Here is a 21,688-nt window from a genome sequence, read left to right as displayed (position 1 = left end):
ATCAGCCCTTGTGGTTGAATAACTGTTGGAAGTTAAGTGTAGTTTGCTTTGCAACGGTTGCAAATTCTAACCCTTTTAAGGACGCAATGGTTGCGCAGATATGTGGTAAATAACTTGGTTCATTACGATGAGATTTTGGTTTTGGTGTTAACGAGCGAGGGATCAAAAACGGCGCATCCGTTTCGATCAATAGTCGTTCAAGTGGAATGCTCGGTATCAGCTGTTGCAACTGTTTACCACGGCGTTCATCACAGACCCAACCGGTAATACCAATGTATAAGCCTAACGCTAAATACTGCTCAAGTGCTTGTTGATCACCTGTGAAGCAATGTAATACACCGCGAACGGAATACTGTTGCAAGATTGCTAGCATATCTTCACTGGCATCGCGTTCATGTAAATAGACCGGCAGATTTAATGCTACCGCTAAAGCTAACTGTCGGTGTAATACCGAGCGTTGAGTTTCGCGGGGAGAAAAATCGCGATTATAATCCAACCCACACTCGCCAATTGCGACCACTTCTGGGGCTGCTACAAGTGAGCGTAATTGCTCTTCAAGCTGCTCAGTGGCTGATTTGGCATCATGTGGATGCACTCCCGCTGTTGCGAGTAACTGGTATTGCTTTGCTAAATTCAAGGCTTGGTGGCTGGACTCAATATCGCAGCCAATTAACAGCATTTGACTAACATTGTGTGCTTTTGCACGAGTAATGATAGCCAAATGTTGATCATCAAATTGATGATTGGTGAGGTTTACGCCAGCATCAATGAGATGGGTGGTCATTAATTGGTGCGCTTAACGCGGATCGAGCGATTCTGGCCTGCTTTTTTCAATAAAAAGGAGTTGAACAAACCGCGTTCGATCACAATGGTATCGTTGGTTGAGATACGCAAGCTATCAGAGCCAATTTGACGCCATTGCTGACCATTGTCTAAGTTAATAATTAACTCACCGTAAGGTGCTTCTTCAACGCTTGTTACCTGCGCAGAAATTTCATCGTCGTTATCTTTGCTTACCTCTTTATGTTCAAGGCCAAAGTCTTCATTTTTAGCTTTCACGCGCTGCTCAGCCGCGGCAACTGTGCCCGCTGTTGCGGCAACCGCTGGCGCTGCACTATTCGTAGGTGGCGTTAAGGTTTTCGAGGTGGTTGGTTTGCTTAACGATTTACCTGCCATGGTGTTGTCATAACAAAGCAGGCGGTTAAAGTCATTTTCAACAAACGTACAGGCCTGTAAAGCTTGTAGGTTCACTTCGTTGGCATGGACTGTTGGAATACTTAGCAAGGCAAGTATGGGTAGTAGTTGTTTTTTCATTTATTCCTCTGACTCATTTTGCTGAGGTTTAGCACTATAAAAGGACGCTAAAATTAACCCCAATTCAAATAACAGTAGCATGGGAAATGCTAATAATGATTGTGAAAGTACGTCGGGTGGTGTTAAAAACATCGCGACGACAAACACACCTACCACAATATAAGGGCGCTTTTCTTTTAAACTCTGCGTTGTAGTAGCACCGCTGAAACACAGCAGCATGATAGCTACTGGGATTTCAAAGGCGACCCCAAAAGCAAAAAACAGCTTTAACGCGAAGCTTAAGTAACTACTAATATCTGGCGCGAGGGTCATCATTTCTGGGCCAACACTAGTAAAAAAGCCAAGAATGATCGGTAGTACTACAAAGTAACAAAATGCGATACCACTATAAAACAATATAATGCTCGATGCCAAAATTGGCATTAGCATGCGTTTTTCATGTTGGTATAACCCTGGCGCAATAAAGCCCCATATTTGGTGTAATATCAACGGAAATGCTGCAAATAAAGCGACAAATAAGGTTAATTTAAATGGCGCAAAAAACGGTGCTGTTACATCCGTGGCGATCATAGTTGCGGTACTTGGCAAGTGCGCAACTAATGGGGCCGCTACAAAACTGTAAATATCGTTGGCGAAGTAAACCAACGCAATAAAAAACACCAATATGGCTAATAAGGCCTTCATTAGCCTATTTCGCAATTCAATTAAATGACTTACAAAGCCTGATTTTACTTGTTCAGTCATAATTTAACTCGTTACCGATATATAGACCACAGCGAACAAAAATAATTTCATTTTTGCTCATCAATATTCGCTTTTTTGGTTAGATCCGAAGAGGCTTTTTTATAACTATGGGTGACGGAATCAGCGGCTTTTTGCAGCTCGTCAACCGAGTCTTTTATTGCCGGATTGAGATCTTGCATGCCTTGCTGTTCAGCTTTTTTCAAATTTTGGTGCAACTCATGCACTCTTAATTCTTCGTTGACTTCGGCCTTAACCGAGTTCGCCAAAGATTTTATTGTTTTTATCCAGCGGCTTACCGTGCGGATAGCAACCGGCAAACGTTCAGGGCCAAGCACTACTAAGCCGACGATCAACACCACAACCAGTTCCCACATACCCATGCTAATTAAGCCTTATGGTCTTCTTTGCTTTTATCAACAGACTCTTTATTTTGTATTGGGTTATTTGCTTGTTCTATAGGTTCTGCAGGTTTTTTTTGCTCATCTTCAGAGACCGCTTTTTTAAACCCTTTAACAGCATTACCTAAATCACCGCCAATGCCACGCAACTTCTTAGTGCCAAAAAGTAACACTATGATTGCTAATACAATTAATAATTGCCAAATACTAATACCGCCAAAACCCATGGTTTACTCCAAATTTCATTGTATGTTTACGCTGATTATACTCAGCAGAATGTAAATAGCACTTAGTTTATGCGTTTCGCCACGCTAAAATAAAGCCAATTATTGAACAACTTGCTGCAACAGTGGTAGCTATAAAATCATGCTGTAAATAACATAACCCCGACACTATCATCGCAGCGCCTGCAAATACACCCAGTAACAACGGCTTATGTGATGGCTGCGGCAATGGTGATTGGCGGTGTTGCTGCTGTTTTAGGTTCTGATAAATTAAATCCGGTAGCTCGGGCATCTTTTCTGCCCAAAATGGTAAGTTTGCATATACTTGCTTAAGCACCGACCAAGGACCTACTTGCTGTTTTACCCAATCTTCTAAAAAGGGTTTTGCTGTTTTCCATAAATCTAATTGTGGATATAGCTGACGCCCTAGACCTTCAACATACAGTAAGGTTTTTTGTAGTAGAACTAATTGCGGTTGAACTTGCATATTAAAGCGACGAGCGGTATTAAATAGGTTAACGAGCACGTGACCAAATGAGATCTCAGCGAGCGGTTTATTAAAGATTGGCTCGCAGACGGTGCGAATGGCAAACTCAAACTCTTCGACGCTGGTATCTTTTGGTACCCAACCCGAATCAACGTGTAACTGTGCCACTTGGCGATAGTCGCGATTAAAAAAGGCAATAAAGTTTTCCGCTAAATAGCGTTTATCTTCTTTATTTAAAGTGCCAACAATACCGCAGTCTATGCCAATGAATCTGGGGTTTTCTGGGGTGTCGTAAGAGACGAACACATTACCAGGATGCATGTCAGCATGAAAAAAGCTATCTCGAAATACTTGGGTAAAAAACACCTCCACACCACGCTCAGCGAGTAGCTTCATATTGGTGTTTTGCGCAATTAACGCATCTGTATCTGACACTGGAATGCCGTAAATACGTTCCATTACCAGTACATTTACACGGCTGTAGTCGCTATAAACATAAGGAATATAAAGGGATTCAGAGTCTTCAAAATTACGCTTTAATTGAATTGCATTCGCGCCTTCACGCAGTAAATCCAATTCATCAAGTAAGGTTTTTTTATACTCTTTAACAACCTCAACAGGGCGTAACCTTTTCGCTTCGTTGATTAGTTTTGCTACTACTTTGGCAAACTGTTCCATTAATGCTAAATCAGCGTCAATTTGTTCTCTGATATCAGGGCGAATGACTTTGATAACCACCTTTTGTGGTTGCTCATGTTCGTCCACTAAAGTGGCTGTATGCACTTGGGCAATCGATGCCGATGCCAGTGGGGTTTGTTCAAAGTCGCTAAAGTATTCACTGATATCATCGATTTCGAGCGCATTTTCAATTAGTTGTTGCGCTAACGCGCCATCAAATGGCTGTACTTGATCTTGTAATAAGGCCAGTTCTAAAGCGATATCCAGCGGTAACAAATCGCGCCGAGTAGAGAGCATCTGACCAAACTTGATCCACACCGGCCCTAATTGTTGTAATGCTAAGCGCAGCCTTAAACCCGCTGGTTTTTCTGGGTGTTTGTTTTTTAGCCAAAACAAACATGCGCGACTCACTTTGCCATACCAAGGTATTTTTTGTGATGGTATTAATTCATCTAAACCATAGTTAAGAAGGGTCTTAGTGATGTTATAAAGCCGAGCAGCTGACACAAATAATCCTTACTGATTTATTTTGCTTGAAGTAATTGGTTAACTCGCAACTCAAGTTGCGCAGTATGACTTTTCAGTTGGCGCGTGTGTTGCTTAAATTGTTCAAGCTCTAAAGGATGAATCGTCACTTTGAGCTCGTCTTGGCATAAAGTAGTTAGCGTTGTAGAGAGTTTGTTGTTGGCTTTTTGGCCTTGCTGTTGGGTTTGTTTAACTAACAGCCATAATTGCTGTGCAGCGGCATCACCAAGGTAACGTGATAAATGTTCAGGCCAGTCGATATCAAGCGCTGCAAAGGCACTACTAAAGCCCTGTGCTATATGTAAATCGCCTTGCAAATCAAGCTTGTCTTGGCGAATTAACTGGGTGAGCATCGCTGGGTTTTTAAGTGCCATTAAGGTTTGCATATCAGCACTGATCATGCAATCAAATTGCTGCTCGGTGGTGTTATAGATATGCAGTTGCTGGCCAGTGAAGACGACCAAAAACTGTTGCTGCCAATCGCGTATATCAATTAATAAGCGTTGTTGCGCAATTGGTGCGAGTCTATCGCTAAGGCTTAAGTCGAGCTGCAGCGCAGTATTTAAAATACTTTCTACTAGTGCGACGATGAAATTATTTAACATACCAATACCTTAGCAATAAACGTTATGAACTTGGCGGTACTTAATATTTAAAGCCGCGATGCAATGCGACAATCCCACCAGTGAGATTTTGATAAGTAGTTTGCTCAAACCCAGCCTCGTTCATCATTGCTTTTAGTGTTTCTTGATCTGGATGCATACGAATAGATTCAGCTAAATATTTGTATGATTCACCATCATTTGCAACGAGTTCACCCATTTTAGGTAGTAAGTTAAATGAGTAAAAATCATAGGCTTTACTGAGCACCTGGTGCTCTGGTTTAGAAAACTCTAATACCAGTAAACGACCACCTGGCTTTAAAATACGGTACATTGAACGCAGTGCTTTATTTTGATCGGTAACATTACGTAAACCAAAGGCAATGGTAATTAAATCAAAACTATTATCGGGGAAAGGCAGTGCTTCAGCATTCATTTGCACGTAGTCAATATTGCCAACTAGGCCTAAGTTATGCAGCTTTTCACGGCCTACCTTAAGCATTGATGAGTTGATATCACCTAAGATAACTTGCCCAGTATCACCCACTAGTTGACTAAACTTGGCGGTTAAGTCGCCAGTACCGCCAGCTAAATCTAGTACCTGGTGGCCTTTACGCACACCTGAGCTGGCGATGGTTTGACGTTTCCATAAACGATGAATACCAAACGACATGAGATCATTCATTACGTCATATTTAGTCGCAACGGAATGAAATACATCGGCAACCATAGAAGCTTTTTCGGTTTCGGCAACGGTTTTATAACCAAAATGCGTGGTCTTTTCAGGATTCTCGTTCATGATTAATCTCTATCGTGGTAATAAAGACTAGTGTACTTGATTGTGCCTGTGAGGTGCAATTTGAATCTAGTTAAATTGCTTGTGGATCAAACTGATTAACGACTATTGACCTGCAATAAAACTGCTTTGGCCAAGCGATCTTGCCTTATGTGCGGCATTGGATGCTGTACGGGCAAGGTTATTAAAATCTTTTTCATCTTGATGTTTGGCAATACCTAATGAAAGGTTGATTGGCGGAAGCTTAATACCATTTTTCGAGCTGACAAAGCGAAGCTTTTCGACTCCATTGCGGACTTTCTCGGCAATGACATTCGCTGTTTCTGGGTCAATATCAGCCAATAATATGGTAAAAGCGTCTTTGCTGGTACGCCCAGGCAGACCGCTTTCAAATACATATTTTTGGATCTGTTTAGCGACCTTACTTAAAATTACTTCACCAATGATGTCACCGTAGTTATCAATAAAGTGATCTAAGTTATCTATTTGAATGGCAATCGCGCACACCGATTTTTTTTGGTCTAACCATAATTGTGTTTGCTGGTTTAAATAATGACGCTTAAAAAGGCCTGTTTGCTGGTCGGTGATGTGTTGTTTGCGTAATTGTAAGAGTTGTTGTTGAGTTTTCTCGTGTAATCGCTTTGCTTTGATCAGCTCTAGTTTAAATTGTTTATGTTGCGTGAGCAGATGGGCAGTTTGCTTATTTAATGTCTCAAGTGCGAGGCGACTTTGGGCAATATTATTTTCATCTAGCGAATGGACACAATCACTGACCTGACTGGCAAAGCGGATAATATCTTTTTCGGTTGCGTGCGCGCTACGTGATAATGAATTAATAATACCGTCCACATTGCGAACCATCTTAGTTTCGGCTTTGTGAGCGTGATCCATATAATCGAAATACAATTGCTCTATATAGACGCAGTCAATTTCTTGGCCTTGAGCAATAGCGCGATCAATGGTGGTATTTAAATCAGAATTAACTTGGCTGACGTAGGTGTAGACGACGTGATAATTAAGTGGGGTCGGTGGTAAAATATGATGTTCTAAAAAGATACATACCTTGGTCATTTTTTCTTGAGCAATAGCCATGGAATCATGGAACATCATTGTATACACCAATTAAATACACGTAACAGCGAAAAATTAAATAACCCTTTCCATGAGGTCTTGACGCAATCCTAGCGTATGAGATTGCCTTACATTAATCTGTATCGGGGATATTTAAAAGCAAAAATATGTAATTTGGCAGCGAAATTTCTATTTTTATCGTTCAATAGCTGATTTTCTCGACAATCTTGTTAAGTAATAAAAAATGCTGATTAACTACTAGTCAATAGTCGCGGTTAATTTAACCTTGTATTTTTGCCCTTGGTCGCATTTTGTTGGTTATTGTAGCTGTCTAGGTTAGGTTAAATCTCACGTTTTCAGTAGCAGACCCCTTATATTATGAAAAAATCACCTTCATCGGTTATGCGTTATTCTCTGTTAAGTATCGCCTTGGCATGTACATTAAGCGCTTGCCAAATGACCACGGTAGATAGCGATCAACAATTTACGCAAGTTGCGCAAGCAATTGTTGATTATCGAAAAAGTATTAGCGCGTATAGCCAGCCAGAAGGTGTTGATGGCTATTTGTTAACTAATCTATCAGCTGAGTTTCTTGACCAGAAATATCAACATAACACTGAGTTATTGGCGCAGTTAGACGCAATAGATAAAGATAAGCTCAGTGATGAAAATCGTATTAATCTCACTATCATTCGCGGCCAAGTACAAAATAGTATTGATGAGTATGTATTTAATAGCCATTACATGCCACTGACTTCTGAATATGGTTTTCACTCTAGTTTATCGTTTATGGTGTCGCGTTCAGATTATAAGAAACCAGCTGATTATCAGCTTTATCTGCAGCGTTTGCAGCAAGTTCCACGATTCTTCAAGCAAAATATCGGCTGGATGCGCAAAGGCTTAGAGGTTGGCTTAACGCAACCGAAAGCGGTACTTGTTGGTTATCAAGATTCGATCAGTGCTTATATTGTGGATGACGTTACTGAGTCTGAGTTTTATAAACCATTTTTAAATAATACCGCAGGTTTAACTGACAGTGAGTTTTTTGCTTTACAACAACAAGCAAAAAAAATCATTAAAGAGCAGGTGATTACTGCTTATCAAGATTATTTAACATTTTTTAATGAAGAGTATCAGCCCGGTGCGCGTACTGAAATTGGTATCTCTGCAACACCAAATGGCGCTGCGTTTTATGCCAATCGTGCCAAGTATTACACCACCACAGACATGACCCCAAAAGAAATCCATGAACTGGGGTTAAAAGAAGTGGCACGTATTCGTGCTGAAATGGATAAGATTATTGAGCAAGTTGGTTTTAAAGGCACGTTTGCTGAATTTTTGCACTTTTTACGTACTGATCCGCAATTTTACGCTAAAACACCAGAAGAGCTTTTAAAAGAGGCATCGTACATAGCTAAAAAAATGGATGCGCAATTACCTAAGCTATTTCATACCTTACCACGTATGCCTTATGGTGTTGCGCCCGTGCCAGCAAGCATAGCGCCTAAATACACCACTGGCCGTTATTCTGGCTCGAGTCGTGATGATCAAGCGGGTTATTACTGGGTAAACACTTACGCACTTGATAAACGACCTTTATATGTATTAGAAGCACTCACTTTTCATGAAGCTGTACCGGGGCATCATTTACAAATCTCTCTAAATGCGGAGTTAGAAAACCTGCCAAGTTACCGTCAAGACGCCTATTTATCGGCATTTGGTGAAGGGTGGGGGTTATATTCTGAGTATTTAGGTATCGAAGCAGGTTTTTATCAAGACCCATACAGTAACTTTGGCCGTTTAACTTATGAAATGTGGCGAGCAGCCCGTTTAGTGGTTGATACTGGCATGCACATGTATGGTTGGAGTCGCGATCGCGCGATGAAGTTTATGAGTGAAAACACCGCGCTTTCATTACATAACGTAAAAACTGAAACCGATCGCTATATTTCATGGCCTGCACAAGCGCTGTCGTATAAAATTGGTGAGCTAACGATTAAGCGCTTACGCAAAGAAACTGAACAAGCATTAGGGCAAGATTTTGATGTCCGTGAGTTCCATCATCAGATACTTCGCCACGGCTCTGTGCCCATGTCAGTGTTAGAAGATCAAATCCATCAATATATTGAAACTGAGCTAGAAAAGCGCGGCTAAGTTACTACCCTTACTTTATCTCGGTGCGTGCTTGACTGGTACGTAACCGAGTTTTCCTTTTAAAACATTTGCTTGAAACTTGTTCTACTTATATGCTCAAAGCTGGAAAAACAATCAGCAAGGGGCGTTGCGTGAGTGATTTTATAATTTTTAGTATTGATGTGTTTGCCAGTTTATTTATTGTGGTATTTGGCTGTTTAATTTTACTGGTTATTTATTTTTACATTAGTGATGTTACTCAATCAAAACAGGCAATTAGGAAAAACTATCCGGTAATTGGTCGATTTCGCTATTTTTTTGAGCGCCAAGGCGAGTTTTTCCGTCAATACTTCTTCGCTATGGATCGTGAGGAAATGCCATTTAATCGCGCCGATCGTAGCTGGGTTTACAAAGCGGCTAAAAATGTTGATCGCACCACCGCGTTTGGCTCAACTCAGAGCCTAGAAGTTACCGGTACCGTGATGTTTATGAACTGCGCGTTTCCTACTTTAGACGAAGAAGCGCTTGAACCTAGTGCTGTGACTTTGGGCCCGCATTGCGCCAATCCTTATATTACTAAATCGCTATTTAATATTTCAGGTATGAGTTTTGGTGCGTTATCAAAACCTGCAGTACGTGCGTTATCGCAAGGTGCAAAACTGGCTGGTTGTTGGATGAATACCGGTGAAGGGGGGTTAAGCCCTTATCACTTAGAAGGCGGTGCCGACATTGTGTTTCAAATTGGCACCGCTAAATATGGTGTGCGCGATGAGCAGGGCAAATTAAGCCATGAGAAGCTCAAACAAATAGCAGCGCATGAACAAGTCAAAATGTTTGAAATTAAAATGAGCCAAGGCGCTAAACCGGGTAAAGGTGGTATGTTGCCAGGCAAAAAAGTCACCGCTGAAATTGCGGCTATTCGTGGTATCCCAGAAGGTCACGATTCAATTAGCCCAAATGGTCATCCTGAAGTTAAAAACCCTGCCGATTTACTCGATATGATTGCCACTGTGCGCGAAACCACTGGCAAGCCAACTGGCTTTAAAGCGGTGATTGGCGCTTATGCATGGCTGGAAACTTTATTTGCCGAAATCAATCACCGTGGCATTGCATCTGCACCTGATTTTATTACCATCGATAGTGCTGATGGCGGCACCGGTGCCGCACCACAACCGCTGATGGACTCGGTGGGGTTACCGCTAAGAGAAAGTTTACCGTTAGTTGTTAATATGCTGGAAAAGCATGGCTTACGTGAACGAGTTAAAGTTATAGCCTCAGGTAAGCTAATAGTGCCATCAAAGGTTGCTTGGGCACTTGCACTTGGTGCTGATTTTGTGGTCTCGGCACGGGGTCATATGTTTGCTTTAGGTTGTATTCAAGCGTTGCAATGCAACAAAGATACTTGCCCAACAGGGATCACTACTCACAACGAGCGCCTACAACGCGGCTTAGATGTCGCCGATAAAGCCCAGCGCGTAGCAAATTATAATAAGTATATTCATTATGGTGCGGGTTTAATTGCCCACTCATGCGGGGTATTTAGTGCCCGAGAACTCGGCAGGCAGCATGTACGCGTTGTGCAAGAAAATGGTTTATCAGAACCACTCGATAAAATGTATGAAAACTATCAGTAATTTAAAGGGGCTAGGTAATAGGGCCCGCCCAGAATAGATTGCTAAAAGGCACTTAATAAAGTGCCTTTTGCTATTTTTATAAACTTAATTTAGTTGGCTTATCAATAAAGAGAAAAAGTCCTCTTTGCTATTACAGGTATGGGCGTTTAATACTAATTGCTCACCTAGCGCTAAAGTGTGGCGTTGCACGTCTAAACGCGCCTGTGCATCTGCAATACCATCAATGTCAGCAACGTGTGCTAAGCCGATAGTGCGGCGTATCAGCTCGGTGCCACAGTAGCCAATCGCGTCTTGTAATACTTGTTGCATAAAATACTCGCCATAACCAGCGGCTTTTAAATTGTTATCTGTGGTTTGCTCTGCAATAAATGTCAGCCACTGTTGCTCAAATAAAGAGTAACTCTCTTGCAAACAGGTTAATAAGTGACTGTGATAGTTACGGCGGCTTACAAACTCACTAATACGGGCATTTTGTGCACAGTAGTTTAATAATAAGTTGCCGATAAATGAGCCGATATCAAAGCCAACTGGGCCAAAAAAGCCAAATTCAGGGTCGATCATCTTAGTAGTTTTTTGATCGACAAAAATACTGCCGCTATGCATATCACCATGCAGCAAGGTTTGTGGGCAAGATAAAAACGTGGCTTTTAGTTTTGCGATCGCTAAATGTAATGCGGCGTTATTTTGTAGTTTATTGACTGTACTTTGCAGCTCGCTTGGGTAGTTATTACGCTCATGTTCACGCAAGATATCGTTGAAAAACAAATCTTCAGTAATTTGGCACAACTCTGGATTAGTAAATTGACTGACTTTGGCTTTTTTATCTTGTGCGGTTAGGTAAAAGTCTGAGTTATAAAAACCGCTGTGGCTTAAGTAGTGAGCCACATGCTGGCCCAGCAGCGGGAATTGCTCTGCGTTTATTTGTGCACTGCGCAAAATTTGCAAATGACCAAGATCTTCTAAAATAGTCAGTGCTTGCTCTGGATTATGATGCAGTACTTTTGCCGTGTAGTCTGGGCTCAATGCGCCGTGGTTGAGTAAAACCTCAGCTTCAATACGTGCTCGGTCAAGCGTCAGTGGCCATGATTCACCCACACAGCGCGCATAAGGCAAGGCCTGCTTTAAAATAACGCTATTATTTTGCTCGTCACTTATTCTAAATACCAGATTTAAATTGCCATCTCCAAACTCATACGCCGTTAACGTTTGGTCAGGATCAAACAAGTCATAGCCATCTTTAGTTACAAGATTTTTAATATAATCAATCGCATGCTGTGCATTAAAGGCAACGTATTCGGCCATCGGCGTACTCTCAGAAAATGATAAACGATAGCATTCTATACCTACAACCGTTTAGATGTCTACACTTCTGGGTTGTGCGTTTTAAAAACTACTGTAAAATAACCTCAGCCTAACGATTATTCAGGATCAACCATGCAAGACCTCATCGCGAGCAGTTTAAAATATCAAAACAAGACACTAAGCGTGTTAGACCAATACCTACTGCCGCATCAGCAGCTATGGCACGAATGTGATGATGTAGCCAGTATGAGGGATTTAATTCTAAGCTTAAAAATACGCGGCGCACCGCTGATTGGTTTAGGAGCAAGTTTGCTAGTTGCCCATTTGGCAGAGCAAGGCACAGCTAAAGTAGCATTAGCGCAGGCGATTGATGATTTAGAAGCCACTCGACCTACCGCGGTTAATTTAATGCATTGTATGGCAAAGTTACGTATTGCGTTACAACAAGATGATTATGTAACGGCAATTGTAAGCGCAGCTGTTACCCTGTTTAATGAAGATATCGCCTTGTGTGAAAGCATGGCAAATCATGGTGCTGCATTGGTTAGCAGCGGCGATAATATTCTCACACATTGTAATACGGGTGCCTTAGCGACCGCAGGGATTGGTACTGCTCTTGGTGTTATTTATAAAGCGCAGCAACGTCATGGCGATATTCATGTATGGGTGGATGAAACGCGGCCATTATTGCAAGGCGGGCGTTTAACCGCGTTTGAACTTGAGCGCTGGCAAGTACCTTACACCTTAATTTGCGATAATATGGCAGCGAGCTTAATGGCTGCTGGCAAGGTTGATAAAATTTTTGTCGGTGCTGATCGCATTGCTGCTAATGGTGACTTTGCTAATAAAGTAGGCACTTATAATTTAGCGGTGTTGGCGCATTTTCATAACATCCCATTTTATGTAGTAGCGCCATTAACAACCCTCGATGTAAACACAGCATGCGGCGCAGAGATTGAAATTGAGCAGCGTAACAGCGCAGAGGTGCGCGGTGTGAGTGGTAGTTTTGGTGAGGCGCTGTGGGCACCTACAAATGCTAACGTATACAATCCTGCGTTTGATGTGACCCCCGCTAAGCTTATTACCGGCTGGGTGCTCGATACTGGCGTATATGATCAATCGCACGTGTTGGCAGGTGAATTGAAAAGGCTGGTTTAACAGCCTTTTGCTACATACACCCATGCATCAATGCCGCTGCTAAATGACTCTGCTATACGGATGTAGTCATCAACTTCATAGCTATCTGCGTTAGCAAGTTCCTCTAAGGTGATGGTAAAAATAGTGCCAGTTACGGTATCCGTTGCCAGCCCTGTTTTGATTAGCGCGGGATGAAACCGCTGGCCGCTGCTTTTCAGCACGGCGGCGTCGGTGATCTCAACTTCGCCTACCAGGTAACCTTGCAGCGTGTCGGCTTGACCATCAAGCAAGCGGCCAAAGGTATCAAGCTGTACTTGCGCCAATTGCAGTGTTCCGTATGAAAATAGCTTTTCCATTTAAATTCCTTTATTAACAGATGCCTAGTCCAATAAAGGAAACTGCTTAGCAATCTCAGATTCGGTGCTTTGTGCCACCCAGCCTTCGGTATTATTAAACAAACGAATGGCAGTAAATTCAGGATCGCTGCCCATATCAAACCAATGCGGAGTCAGCTCCGGTACTGAAATTAAATCACCCTGCTTGCAAAGTACTTGGTAAACCTTGTCGTTAATATGTAGGCAAAACAGTCCTTGGCCTTTTACAAAAAAGCGTACTTCGTCTTCACTATGGGTGTGCTCAAATAAAAACTTAGCACGAAGCTCCGTGGCTGCTGGATTACCTTTTGCTAATGAAATTACATCAACCGTTTGATAACCACCTTGTTGCTTCAAGCGCTCAATATCGTTGCTGTAGGCATCAATAATATCTTCATGGCTGGTATCGGCGTTAATAACAGCGCTTGCTTGCCACTGTTCAAAACGAACATTGACTTTATTAAGTTCGGTGGCAATTTGTGTTGCATCTTGGGTATTTAATAAGGCATTGCTGCCGTTACAATCAGCAAAAATAGTCAGTTGGCTCATGCTAAATGCTCCGCAGTAAATTGACTAAAATCGTTAATATAGTTATGTGCAGGCGAGCTTGCTTGGCCATCACGGATCAAGTGTAAGGTGTTTAAACCTGCAGCTTTGGCGGCATCCAGTTCAGCGGCTACATCACTTAAAAATAATACTTCATTAGCGGCAAAAGGTAGTTGCTCAATAATATTGTGATATGAACTTTGCTCTTGTTTAGCGCCAACTTGAGTATCAAAATAATCAGTAAATAAGGAGCGAATATCACCAAAGTCAGAGTAGTTAAAAATTAAATGTTGGGCTTTTACTGACCCAGATGAATACACGTAAAGCTGCTGACCGGCTTGTTGCTGCGCAACTAAAAAGTGGTAGGCATCTGGGTATAAATGGCCGGTAAAATCGCCATTTTCATAGCCAGTTTGCCAAATCAGACCTTGTAACTGTTTTAATGGGGTGATTTTTTTATCGTCACGGATCCATGCAAGTAAAGTGTCAATTACCACATCGATACTGGCGTCAGGCTGTTCAATAATCGCTTTTACGGCATTAATTTGCTCTGCTACCGCGCTTTGCGTTTGCTGAGTTTTTACAAACTCAGGGAGTTGTTTGGCGGCATACGGAAACAGCACCTCTTTAACAAACGAAATGCGAGTAATGGTGCCTTCAATATCGGTCAGCAGCGCTTTGATCATGATTCTAATCCTACTAATTTTAAGCGTTCTAATTCACATGCAAATAAGAATTCAAGGCCTTCTAATTGGCGGCGAACTTCACTGATTGTACGACCCACCGCATATAGGCCATGGCCACGAATAAGCACGCCATGCTCAATAGGGATATGCAGGTGGTGATCGCTCACTAATAAACTGAGGCGATCAATGTCTTGGTCGTTATCAAAAATTGGAATGCTTAAGGTGTCTAAATGCGAAGTTATGCCAGTTAATGACTTTTGCATTTCGTAGCCGTGTAAATCTAGGCTGTGGCCTTTAATAACTCGAGATAATACTGTTGCGGCGACAGAATGAGTGTGTAATACATAATTAGCAGCAGGAATAAGTTTATACATGCTTAAATGCAATTCAGTTTCAGCCGAGGGTTTTGCAGCGCTAGCACTGCGATTACCTGCATGATCTAGTTCAATAAAGGTATGCGACCCTAATTGTCCTTTGTCAAAACCGCTGGCAGTAACCACAAAGCCAGTATTGGTTCGCGCTGAAAAGTTACCACCTGTGGCTGGCACCCAACCACGTTGGCTGATCCATTTACCTGCTTCTATAAGTTCTGAAATAGCGGTATTGTTATGCATACATTCCTCATACTGTTTTAGACGGCTATACTTCTGTTAACAGCAATGATAGCATCGCTTTGGGTGCAAAACCATCATTAAGGGTAACCAGTGTTTGAAAGTAAATTGCCAAATTTAGGCACCAGTATTTTTAGTCAAATGACCGCTTTAGCAAATCAATTCGAAGCGATTAATTTATCGCAGGGTTTTCCTGAGTTTGATGCGCCTGAGCTACTTAAAAAACAGCTTAATCATTATGTGCTTGAAGGCGTTAATCAATACTCGCCGTCAAGTGGTGTACCGCGTCTGCAGCAACAAATTGCCCAGTTAGCAAAACGCAAATATGCGGCTGAAATAGATGCCGCCCAACAAGTAACGGTAACCTCAGGTGCGACCGAGGCACTGTTTGTTGCTATTCAAGCGCTGGTGCGCGAAGGCGACGAAGTCATCGTATTTGACCCTGCCTATGACTCATACCAGCCAGCGATTGAATTGGCCGGTGGTAAGTCCGTTAATATTGCGCTGCATGCTCCGAGTTATGCAATTGACTGGCAAACGGTGGCTGCGGCTATCAATAGCAAAACGCGGGCTATTATAATCAACACCCCACATAACCCAAGTGGTAAAACGTTAAAACAGCACGATATTAATGCTCTAAAAGCCTTAGTAATCGAGCATGATTTATATGTAATAAGTGATGAGGTATACGAGCACATTACCTTTGATAAGCAACCGCATTTAAGTGTGCTGCGTGATGACGAATTGTTTGCTCGCAGCTTTGTGATCTCAAGCTTTGGTAAGACTTTTCATAGCACAGGCTGGAAAATGGGCTACTGCATCGCACCCGCTGCACTTGCGGTCGAGTTTCGTAAAATTCACCAATACGTGACTTTTTCAAGCTTCACCCCTGCGCAACATGCACTCGCCGATATGTTAGAGCAACAAGGTGAGCATGTGGATGAGCTGAGTGAGTTTTATCAACAAAAGCGCGATGTGCTCAGTAATGCTCTACAAGATAGCCGCTTTACCATTTTACCAAGTGAAGGCACCTACTTTTTACTGCTTGATTACAGCGATGTATCGGATTTAAATGACGTAGAATTTTGCCAATGGTTAGTAGAACAAGCAGGCGTTGCCGCCATTCCACTAAGCGTGTTTTATCAGCAACCAAGCAACGATAAAGTTATTCGCTTATGCTTTGCCAAACATGACGCCACGCTATTACAAGCCGCGGAGATTTTATGTCAACTTTAACCCTAGCACTGATACAAACATCGCTTAATTGGTTAGATAAAGACGCCAACTTGGCACACTTTAGCAATAAAATAGCTGATATAGATAAATCAGTTGAGCTTATTTTATTACCAGAAACCTTTGCCACCGGCTTTGCTATTAACCTTGATTGCGCAGAGCCGGATCATCAGTTAGCGCAAGGTAAAGTGCTTGATTGGATGATTGCGACAGCCAACTCAGCCAATGCGGTGATAGCAGGCTCGGTGCTCGTACAACAAGGTGATAAAAAAGCCAACCGCTTTTATTGGGTATGGCCCAATGGCGAAGTGCAATATTACGACAAGCGCCACTTATTTTGTTTAGGTAAAGAAGGTGAGTTTGTTAAAGCGGGTGAGCAACGCGAAGTGTTCACTTTGAATGGTTTTAGAATTTTACCGCAAGTGTGCTATGACTTACGCTTTCCGGTATTTCAGCGCAGCCGCAATGACTACGATGTGATGGTGAATGTTGCCAACTGGCCTGCTGCACGACGCAAAGTATGGGATACCCTATTGATGGCGCGGGCGATGGAAAATCAATGTTATGTGATTGGCGTTAATCGTATTGGTGATGATGGTAATGGCGTTGCGCACAATGGCGGCACGGCAGTGTATGACTTCAAAGGTGATACGCTGGCAGCCGCTACAGATAACAGTGCTGATGTTGTTATTACCACATTGAACAAACAGCCGCTTGAGCTCTTTAAGCAAAGCTTTCCCGCGCATTTAGATGCCGATGAGTTTAGTTTGGGTTATTAAGATAAAGTGACTGTTTAGCCTCTTTACCCGTTTTACGGAGAAGCACTGTAGGTGAGTTTGATCGCAGCGAAACCCGACAACATGCAACGAAAAAATAATCTACAGGCTTGTATCAATGCAAGGCAGTTTATCTGCGATGAATTTTTACCTGATCACCCAATCGTTACGAGAGAATACCTAGCTTAGGTTCAAGTATTGATTTAATAGGTAGCAACCTACTACTATGATGTAACAGTTAGTTATCCGGTTTTTTATCTGTATTGTGATTATATAGTTGGCACGATATCTGAATTTCGTGATGCCCATCATATAATTTAAATAACTCATCGCCCCCAGTTTTGTTAAAAAATTGAGATAGGGTTATTTTGTCCTGCTCATACTCCATTAGTAACCAAAAGCCGTAAAAACCTTTAAACCAAAGATAATAGAATATCGCTGCGACAAAAAATATTAGATAGGCTGCTTTACCTACTTTCTTTTTATATTTTAAACAACTAAGGAACAACCAAATACAACTCAACATTGCTAAAATTAAGAATGCTGAAAAAGGAGTAATAACTACTTCAATGTTGTCCCAGCGAGAGCTTAGACAAGAAGCATGTCGGTCTGAAACTATTGTGTAAATTAAAGTGATTTTGAAAAGGAAGTACAATAATACAGTTGTAAAAACTGCATATAAAATACCACTTTCTTTGTCCTCACTGTTATTCAACTTGTAGCCTTAGAAAATATTTTGGTGTTTTTAAAAAGAAAAATCAGAACGATTTTTGAATTTGGTTTAAGAGCTGACTTATGTGTTCTATTTGATATTACATTACACAACTTAGCGGAAGGGATCTAGAGTTTAGTTTTCGGGCCGCACTGCGTGCGTTTAACTTTGTTCCAGATAAAGTTTGTTCTCACTCTGGTCGAGGGTTCTCACCCTCCTTCATCGGTGTAAAGGTTACGGACATAAAACGGTAGGCTTTTCATACTGTTATTTGAGTCAAACGTGGGGATGGGCTTGCTTACGTTCATGTAATCAATCGCTTCGCGACGCTTGCAGCGGCCCCAAATGTTCCTGACATTTGGTCGAACCCTGGTCGAGGGTTCTCACCCTCCTTCATCGGTGTAAAGGTTACGGACATAAAACGGTAGGCTTTTCATACTGTTATTTGAGTCAAACGTGGGGATGGGCTTGCTTACGTCCATGTAATCAATCGCTTCGCGACGCTTGCAGCGGCCCCAAATGTTCCTGACATTTGGTCGAACCCTGGTCGAGGGTTCTCACCCGCCTTCATCGGTGTAAAGGTTACGGACATAAAACGGCAGGCTTTTTAAACTGGTATTAGTGTCAAACGTGGGGATGGGCTTGCTTACGTCCATGTAATCAATCGCTTCGCGACGCTTGCAGCGGCCCAAAATGTTCCAGACATTTTGTCGAACCCTAGTCGAGAGTTCTCACCCGCCTTCTGCCATTTTTAACAACAAAAAAAGCCCCACAATAAATTGCGGGGCTTTCTTCGTTATTAAATGGCGGAGAAGGAGGGATTCGAACCCTCGATAGAGCTACAAACCCTATACTCCCTTAGCAGGGGAGCGCCTTCGGCCACTCGGCCACCTCTCCGGCGCATAAACTGTCATTTTGATAATCGAGTGAACCACCAAAACGTAATAATGGTGGAGAGATAGGGATTTGAACCCTAGAGGGGCTATAAACCCCTGCCGGTTTTCAAGACCGGTGCATTCGACCACTCTGCCATCTCTCCGTTGGGAGGGAATAATACGCAGGTGATTGGGGTGTGTAAATAGGAAAAAGATCGTTTGCTGTTTTTTTGTTCTAAAAAGTGGTTTTTTTTATAAAAAAGGGGTTTTTAGGGAGTTTAAAGAAGGGGTTGCAGCAAACGAGGGAGCTAAATAAGTGGTTTCATTTAGTGGTTGGGTGTTTGCTGCACCGCTAAAGCAATCATGGTTGGGTGATTACTTGTATTGAACTGCGCCGCCAAGAGCTAGCTTTTTGCCGAAACGGTTAAGTCTGGCAAGCATTTTTGCTTTGCGGTTGGTCGGTTTTACGGCAACATGGGTAGCTGCACTTTCGTTTAAAGTATTAACTGGGTTCATTACTTTGCTCCGGGTTATGTCTGTTTTGACAACACGGCTATTTTGACTTTAAATTGCACAAAAATAAAACGATAAAAACTAGGGTGGTCGGATAAAAATAACTAATCCGAATGATGTTTGTTAAGGAATGATTCAGATAGGAGATGCTGGTTGTTATGCATGGTTATGAAATTTTAAATGGGCTAACCGCCTTGTTCAAATGCAATATTGTACTATCGCTTATATTTTTATGCATTAGGTAATAAATAAAGTGACTAATTATTCAGATGAGTTTATTTTTTGAAAACGTCTATTGCCATGTTTTTAAATAGGCAGGTATCTAGATGCTAATAATTATTAAACCAAGTACGCAAAAAAAACATAAAAAAAATTGTGTTTGGTTGTTACAACAGTGTCAAAAACGCGAAATTAGTTACACTATTTTTTACACAACAGGTCATTTTACCAATGATTGCCAAAAAATAACTCGTTTGGCTCAGTCACAAATGCGTGTTGTTGTGCTCGGTGGGGATGGCAGTTTGCATTTGGCTGTTAACGCATTGATGGCATTAAATTGCTCATTGGCATTATTGCCACAGGGAACAGGCAATGATTTTGCCCGTGGCTTTGGTTGTAGCAACTCAGCTTGGCGTAATGCTATTTTTAGTGATCACCAAGTAAAAATTGATATTGGGCAAATAAATAGCCGTTACTTTATTAATATTGCGGGAGTTGGTTTTGATGCGCATGTGGTACAGGCATTACAAGCCAAGCCAGTGTTATCCGCGTTAGGTTATAGTTTTGCAGGCTTTAAGCATTTATTGGCTTATCAGGCTACTTGGCTAGAAGGACGTTTTGCTGGGCAGCAAGTTGGGTATCATAATTTGCTTACTGTATTTGCTAATCATCATTATTTTGGTGGTGGTTTGAAGATAGCGCCCAAAGCCCAATTAAATAATGGTTATTTAGAGTGCTACAGTATGGCTGCGGGTGGTTTAGTAGGTAACTTATATAGTTTTATACGCTTATTGCTGCGTAACCACCACGATATGACAGGGCTTAGTTATCAGCGTTTAACCATTGCGCATATTGATACCCCTAATTTACTGATAGAGGCTGATGGTGAGCTGGTTGGGATGACGCCTGCCACCGTGACTATTCATTCGCAAGCGCTGCGTTTTTGCATACCGCAGTGCTAAATTTAAGTAACCTGAACTCTGATTAAGATATTATTCTAATATGCTGATTTAAAAGCATAAATATTGTTAAGTAATAAGCGGCAATAAAAAAGCGCCTAACAGGTAGGCGCTTTTGGCGTTAGTTGCGTGTATACGCATTCTAACTGGGGATGGAGCGTTTACTGGCAAGTGATGCCTTATGTGACTCGATAAACGCTTTAATTCTTTTTGTTGGAGTCAGTACAATGGCATTACCAAGCAGTACTAAACTAAAGCCGATAAATGTATTGGCTTGCCAACTAAAACCTTCAAATAATGTACTTAAAGTCACTGCAACCAATGGAAATAACACAATCACATAACTGGCACGTTCTGGACCGATATTTTTCAATAGGGCAAAGTAACAAGCAAATGCGATCACAGTGCCAAACACAGCTAAATAAACTAATGAATACCAGTAACTAGTAGGCGCAGATAAGCTCAAGCTAGCATCAGTAATTAATACATAAAATAGCAAACCAACCGCGCTGTATAGCATGCCCCATGCATTACCTTGCATAACACCAATTTGTTGTTGGGAGTTACGGACACTGACCATATTACCCAATGAAGCCACAAAGGTACCGGATAAGGCAAGTAGTAAACCGACCAACGCCCCATTACTCAAGTCGAACTGCTGTAATTGTGGCCAGAATAAACTTACGATACCCACGACGCCAATTAATGCACCGCTATAAATTCGTTTTGCTATTGGTTTAGCAAAGAATAAGCGGGTATTTACTATATTCATCAGCAGTAACATTGAAAATGCGATTGACGCCATGGCAGACGTTAAATAATTTTGCGCCCAATACAGTACTAAGTAATTTAGGCCAAAGTTACACAGCGCCAGTAATACGAAAAAACCATGATCGCGACGGCTATACTGCATTGGTAACTTTTTAACAGTTACCCAGATCCACATTAATATGGCCGCTAAACTAAAGCGATAAAACAGTGATACTTCAACGGCAATGTCGCCTAGTTGAAATTCGATTGCGAGCCAGGTAGAGCCCCAAATCAAAACAGTTAAAGTATAAAGCGCGATGCTTTTCATGGTCGATCCTAGTGTGTCGATTAAGTGTTTATTTTAATCTGCTTCTGTATACTTAACATAT

The 21,688-nt window shown here is 41.8% G+C and carries 23 protein-coding genes and 2 tRNA genes; 6 read left to right on the top strand and 19 right to left on the bottom strand.

All coding sequences use genetic code 11. The features are described from left to right. Position 1: 1 nt before the first annotated feature. The 9 genes from ACMVDV_RS12925 to ACMVDV_RS12885 form a co-directional block, all read right to left on the bottom strand. The gene (locus tag ACMVDV_RS12925) at positions 2-784 is read right to left on the bottom strand and encodes a TatD family hydrolase (RefSeq protein WP_304178749.1); all 783 of its coding nucleotides are present in this window, start codon (positions 782-784) and stop codon (positions 2-4) included. Beyond that, positions 784-1,314, bottom strand: coding sequence for a hypothetical protein (locus ACMVDV_RS12920; RefSeq protein WP_304178750.1), 531 nt, complete (start codon positions 1,312-1,314; stop codon positions 784-786). Before ACMVDV_RS12920 ends, ACMVDV_RS12925 begins: the two co-directional genes overlap by 1 nt. Further along, entirely contained in the window at positions 1,315-2,058 is a 744-nt protein-coding gene (gene tatC / locus ACMVDV_RS12915; protein WP_304178752.1) for a twin-arginine translocase subunit TatC, read from the bottom strand. A gap of 47 nt (positions 2,059-2,105) precedes the next feature. Beyond that, the gene (gene tatB, locus ACMVDV_RS12910) at positions 2,106-2,438 is read right to left on the bottom strand and encodes a Sec-independent protein translocase protein TatB (RefSeq protein WP_304178754.1); all 333 of its coding nucleotides are present in this window, start codon (positions 2,436-2,438) and stop codon (positions 2,106-2,108) included. A 5-nt stretch (positions 2,439-2,443) separates the two neighbouring features. Further along, positions 2,444-2,683, bottom strand: coding sequence for a Sec-independent protein translocase subunit TatA (gene tatA, locus ACMVDV_RS12905; protein ID WP_304178756.1), 240 nt, complete (start codon positions 2,681-2,683; stop codon positions 2,444-2,446). A 67-nt stretch (positions 2,684-2,750) separates the two neighbouring features. Next, a complete protein-coding gene (gene ubiB / locus ACMVDV_RS12900; protein ID WP_416158373.1) occupies positions 2,751-4,352 on the bottom strand; it encodes a ubiquinone biosynthesis regulatory protein kinase UbiB in 1,602 nt (533 codons plus the stop codon). 17 nt (positions 4,353-4,369) lie between these two features. Next, complete coding sequence (locus ACMVDV_RS12895) at positions 4,370-4,975, bottom strand: ubiquinone biosynthesis accessory factor UbiJ (RefSeq protein ID WP_304178761.1); 606 nt, start codon at positions 4,973-4,975, stop codon at positions 4,370-4,372. 40 nt (positions 4,976-5,015) lie between these two features. Continuing rightward, entirely contained in the window at positions 5,016-5,771 is a 756-nt protein-coding gene (ubiE, locus tag ACMVDV_RS12890; RefSeq protein WP_416158372.1) for a bifunctional demethylmenaquinone methyltransferase/2-methoxy-6-polyprenyl-1,4-benzoquinol methylase UbiE, read from the bottom strand. Between the two features lie 102 nt (positions 5,772-5,873). Beyond that, on the bottom strand, positions 5,874-6,860 hold the full coding sequence (locus tag ACMVDV_RS12885) for a GGDEF domain-containing protein (protein ID WP_304178790.1): 987 nt from the start codon (positions 6,858-6,860) through the stop codon (positions 5,874-5,876). A 357-nt stretch (positions 6,861-7,217) separates the two neighbouring features. Between ACMVDV_RS12885 and ACMVDV_RS12880 the strand changes: the two genes are divergently transcribed. After that, on the top strand, positions 7,218-8,993 hold the full coding sequence (locus ACMVDV_RS12880) for a DUF885 domain-containing protein (RefSeq protein ID WP_416158371.1): 1,776 nt from the start codon (positions 7,218-7,220) through the stop codon (positions 8,991-8,993). Between the two features lie 131 nt (positions 8,994-9,124). Continuing rightward, a complete protein-coding gene (locus tag ACMVDV_RS12875; RefSeq protein ID WP_416158370.1) occupies positions 9,125-10,606 on the top strand; it encodes an FMN-binding glutamate synthase family protein in 1,482 nt (493 codons plus the stop codon). 84 nt (positions 10,607-10,690) lie between these two features. Here the strand turns inward: ACMVDV_RS12875 and mtnK are convergent, their stop codons facing one another. Next, positions 10,691-11,908: an S-methyl-5-thioribose kinase gene (gene mtnK, locus ACMVDV_RS12870; protein ID WP_416158369.1), complete on the bottom strand. Its 1,218-nt coding sequence runs from the start codon at positions 11,906-11,908 to the stop codon at positions 10,691-10,693. A gap of 132 nt (positions 11,909-12,040) precedes the next feature. Between mtnK and mtnA the strand changes: the two genes are divergently transcribed. After that, positions 12,041-13,066 carry an S-methyl-5-thioribose-1-phosphate isomerase gene (gene mtnA, locus ACMVDV_RS12865; RefSeq protein WP_416158368.1) on the top strand — a complete coding sequence of 342 codons (1,026 nt, stop codon included), beginning with the start codon at positions 12,041-12,043 and terminating at the stop codon, positions 13,064-13,066. Here the strand turns inward: mtnA and ACMVDV_RS12860 are convergent. Genes ACMVDV_RS12860 through ACMVDV_RS12845 form a run of 4 tightly spaced genes read right to left on the bottom strand, consistent with a single transcriptional unit; the run spans position 13,063 to position 15,265 of the window. Beyond that, positions 13,063-13,401 carry a gamma-glutamylcyclotransferase family protein gene (locus ACMVDV_RS12860; protein ID WP_416158367.1) on the bottom strand — a complete coding sequence of 113 codons (339 nt, stop codon included), beginning with the start codon at positions 13,399-13,401 and terminating at the stop codon, positions 13,063-13,065. The genes mtnA and ACMVDV_RS12860 overlap by 4 nt on opposite strands. 24 nt (positions 13,402-13,425) lie before the next feature. Further along, the gene (locus tag ACMVDV_RS12855; RefSeq protein ID WP_416158366.1) at positions 13,426-13,968 is read right to left on the bottom strand and encodes a 1,2-dihydroxy-3-keto-5-methylthiopentene dioxygenase; all 543 of its coding nucleotides are present in this window, start codon (positions 13,966-13,968) and stop codon (positions 13,426-13,428) included. Continuing rightward, the gene (mtnC, locus tag ACMVDV_RS12850; RefSeq protein ID WP_416158365.1) at positions 13,965-14,651 is read right to left on the bottom strand and encodes an acireductone synthase; all 687 of its coding nucleotides are present in this window, start codon (positions 14,649-14,651) and stop codon (positions 13,965-13,967) included. The genes ACMVDV_RS12855 and mtnC overlap by 4 nt, the downstream gene beginning before the upstream one ends. Continuing rightward, positions 14,648-15,265 (bottom strand): methylthioribulose 1-phosphate dehydratase, encoded by a 618-nt coding sequence (locus ACMVDV_RS12845; RefSeq protein ID WP_304178782.1) that lies wholly within the window; start codon positions 15,263-15,265, stop codon positions 14,648-14,650. Before ACMVDV_RS12845 ends, mtnC begins: the two co-directional genes overlap by 4 nt. A gap of 90 nt (positions 15,266-15,355) precedes the next feature. Between ACMVDV_RS12845 and ACMVDV_RS12840 the strand changes: the two genes are divergently transcribed. Continuing rightward, positions 15,356-16,498, top strand: a complete 1,143-nt coding sequence (locus tag ACMVDV_RS12840) for a methionine aminotransferase (RefSeq protein WP_416158364.1) — start codon at positions 15,356-15,358, stop codon at positions 16,496-16,498. After that, positions 16,486-17,274 (top strand): amidohydrolase, encoded by a 789-nt coding sequence (locus tag ACMVDV_RS12835; protein WP_416158363.1) that lies wholly within the window; start codon positions 16,486-16,488, stop codon positions 17,272-17,274. The genes ACMVDV_RS12840 and ACMVDV_RS12835 overlap by 13 nt, the downstream gene beginning before the upstream one ends. 235 nt (positions 17,275-17,509) lie before the next feature. On the opposite strand, the gene ACMVDV_RS12830 is transcribed toward ACMVDV_RS12835, so the two are convergent. The 4 genes from ACMVDV_RS12830 to ACMVDV_RS12815 all read right to left on the bottom strand — a co-directional run bounded on the left by ACMVDV_RS12830 (position 17,510) and on the right by ACMVDV_RS12815 (position 19,374). Continuing rightward, positions 17,510-17,986: a hypothetical protein gene (locus tag ACMVDV_RS12830; protein ID WP_416158362.1), complete on the bottom strand. Its 477-nt coding sequence runs from the start codon at positions 17,984-17,986 to the stop codon at positions 17,510-17,512. Between the two features lie 801 nt (positions 17,987-18,787). Further along, positions 18,788-18,880 (bottom strand) — tRNA-Ser (locus ACMVDV_RS12825). A 51-nt stretch (positions 18,881-18,931) separates the two neighbouring features. Continuing rightward, a tRNA-Ser gene (locus tag ACMVDV_RS12820) sits at positions 18,932-19,022 on the bottom strand. Positions 19,023-19,233: 211 nt separating this feature from the next. Continuing rightward, positions 19,234-19,374 carry a hypothetical protein gene (locus ACMVDV_RS12815; RefSeq protein WP_167542975.1) on the bottom strand — a complete coding sequence of 47 codons (141 nt, stop codon included), beginning with the start codon at positions 19,372-19,374 and terminating at the stop codon, positions 19,234-19,236. Positions 19,375-19,697: 323 nt separating this feature from the next. On the opposite strand from ACMVDV_RS12815, the gene ACMVDV_RS12810 reads away from it, so the two are divergent. Continuing rightward, the gene (locus ACMVDV_RS12810) at positions 19,698-20,552 is read left to right on the top strand and encodes a diacylglycerol/lipid kinase family protein (RefSeq protein ID WP_416158361.1); all 855 of its coding nucleotides are present in this window, start codon (positions 19,698-19,700) and stop codon (positions 20,550-20,552) included. 139 nt (positions 20,553-20,691) lie between these two features. Here ACMVDV_RS12810 and ACMVDV_RS12805 read toward each other — a convergent pair whose 3' ends face one another. After that, entirely contained in the window at positions 20,692-21,627 is a 936-nt protein-coding gene (locus ACMVDV_RS12805) for a DMT family transporter (RefSeq protein ID WP_416158360.1), read from the bottom strand. Positions 21,628-21,688 lie beyond the last annotated feature (61 nt).

Origin of the sequence: Pseudoalteromonas sp. ASV78 (assembly GCF_047806705.1) — a bacterium.
In the GTDB taxonomy this organism is placed as follows: domain Bacteria; phylum Pseudomonadota; class Gammaproteobacteria; order Enterobacterales; family Alteromonadaceae; genus Pseudoalteromonas; species Pseudoalteromonas prydzensis_A.
This window is presented reverse-complemented; position numbering and strand designations above follow the sequence as displayed.

Excerpts from the sequence above, each read along its gene's own strand:
- ACMVDV_RS12895 (WP_304178761.1), bottom strand. The coding sequence starts at position 4,975 with ATGTTAAATAATTTCATCGTCGCACTAGTAGAAAGTATTTTAAATACT.
- ACMVDV_RS12920 (WP_304178750.1), bottom strand. The coding sequence starts at position 1,314 with ATGAAAAAACAACTACTACCCATACTTGCCTTGCTAAGTATTCCAACA.
- tatA (WP_304178756.1), bottom strand. The coding sequence starts at position 2,683 with ATGGGTTTTGGCGGTATTAGTATTTGGCAATTATTAATTGTATTAGCA.
- ACMVDV_RS12880 (WP_416158371.1), top strand. The coding sequence starts at position 7,218 with ATGAAAAAATCACCTTCATCGGTTATGCGTTATTCTCTGTTAAGTATC.
- ACMVDV_RS12855 (WP_416158366.1), bottom strand. The coding sequence starts at position 13,968 with ATGAGCCAACTGACTATTTTTGCTGATTGTAACGGCAGCAATGCCTTA.
- ACMVDV_RS12805 (WP_416158360.1), bottom strand. The coding sequence starts at position 21,627 with ATGAAAAGCATCGCGCTTTATACTTTAACTGTTTTGATTTGGGGCTCT.
- tatC (WP_304178752.1), bottom strand. The coding sequence starts at position 2,058 with ATGACTGAACAAGTAAAATCAGGCTTTGTAAGTCATTTAATTGAATTG.
- tatB (WP_304178754.1), bottom strand. The coding sequence starts at position 2,438 with ATGGGTATGTGGGAACTGGTTGTGGTGTTGATCGTCGGCTTAGTAGTG.
- ACMVDV_RS12860 (WP_416158367.1), bottom strand. The coding sequence starts at position 13,401 with ATGGAAAAGCTATTTTCATACGGAACACTGCAATTGGCGCAAGTACAG.
- mtnC (WP_416158365.1), bottom strand. The coding sequence starts at position 14,651 with ATGATCAAAGCGCTGCTGACCGATATTGAAGGCACCATTACTCGCATT.
- ACMVDV_RS12810 (WP_416158361.1), top strand. The coding sequence starts at position 19,698 with ATGCTAATAATTATTAAACCAAGTACGCAAAAAAAACATAAAAAAAAT.
- ubiE (WP_416158372.1), bottom strand. The coding sequence starts at position 5,771 with ATGAACGAGAATCCTGAAAAGACCACGCATTTTGGTTATAAAACCGTT.
- ACMVDV_RS12925 (WP_304178749.1), bottom strand. The coding sequence starts at position 784 with ATGACCACCCATCTCATTGATGCTGGCGTAAACCTCACCAATCATCAA.
- ACMVDV_RS12885 (WP_304178790.1), bottom strand. The coding sequence starts at position 6,860 with ATGGCTATTGCTCAAGAAAAAATGACCAAGGTATGTATCTTTTTAGAA.
- ACMVDV_RS12845 (WP_304178782.1), bottom strand. The coding sequence starts at position 15,265 with ATGCATAACAATACCGCTATTTCAGAACTTATAGAAGCAGGTAAATGG.
- mtnA (WP_416158368.1), top strand. The coding sequence starts at position 12,041 with ATGCAAGACCTCATCGCGAGCAGTTTAAAATATCAAAACAAGACACTA.
- ACMVDV_RS12835 (WP_416158363.1), top strand. The coding sequence starts at position 16,486 with ATGTCAACTTTAACCCTAGCACTGATACAAACATCGCTTAATTGGTTA.
- ACMVDV_RS12815 (WP_167542975.1), bottom strand. The coding sequence starts at position 19,374 with ATGAACCCAGTTAATACTTTAAACGAAAGTGCAGCTACCCATGTTGCC.
- mtnK (WP_416158369.1), bottom strand. The coding sequence starts at position 11,908 with ATGGCCGAATACGTTGCCTTTAATGCACAGCATGCGATTGATTATATT.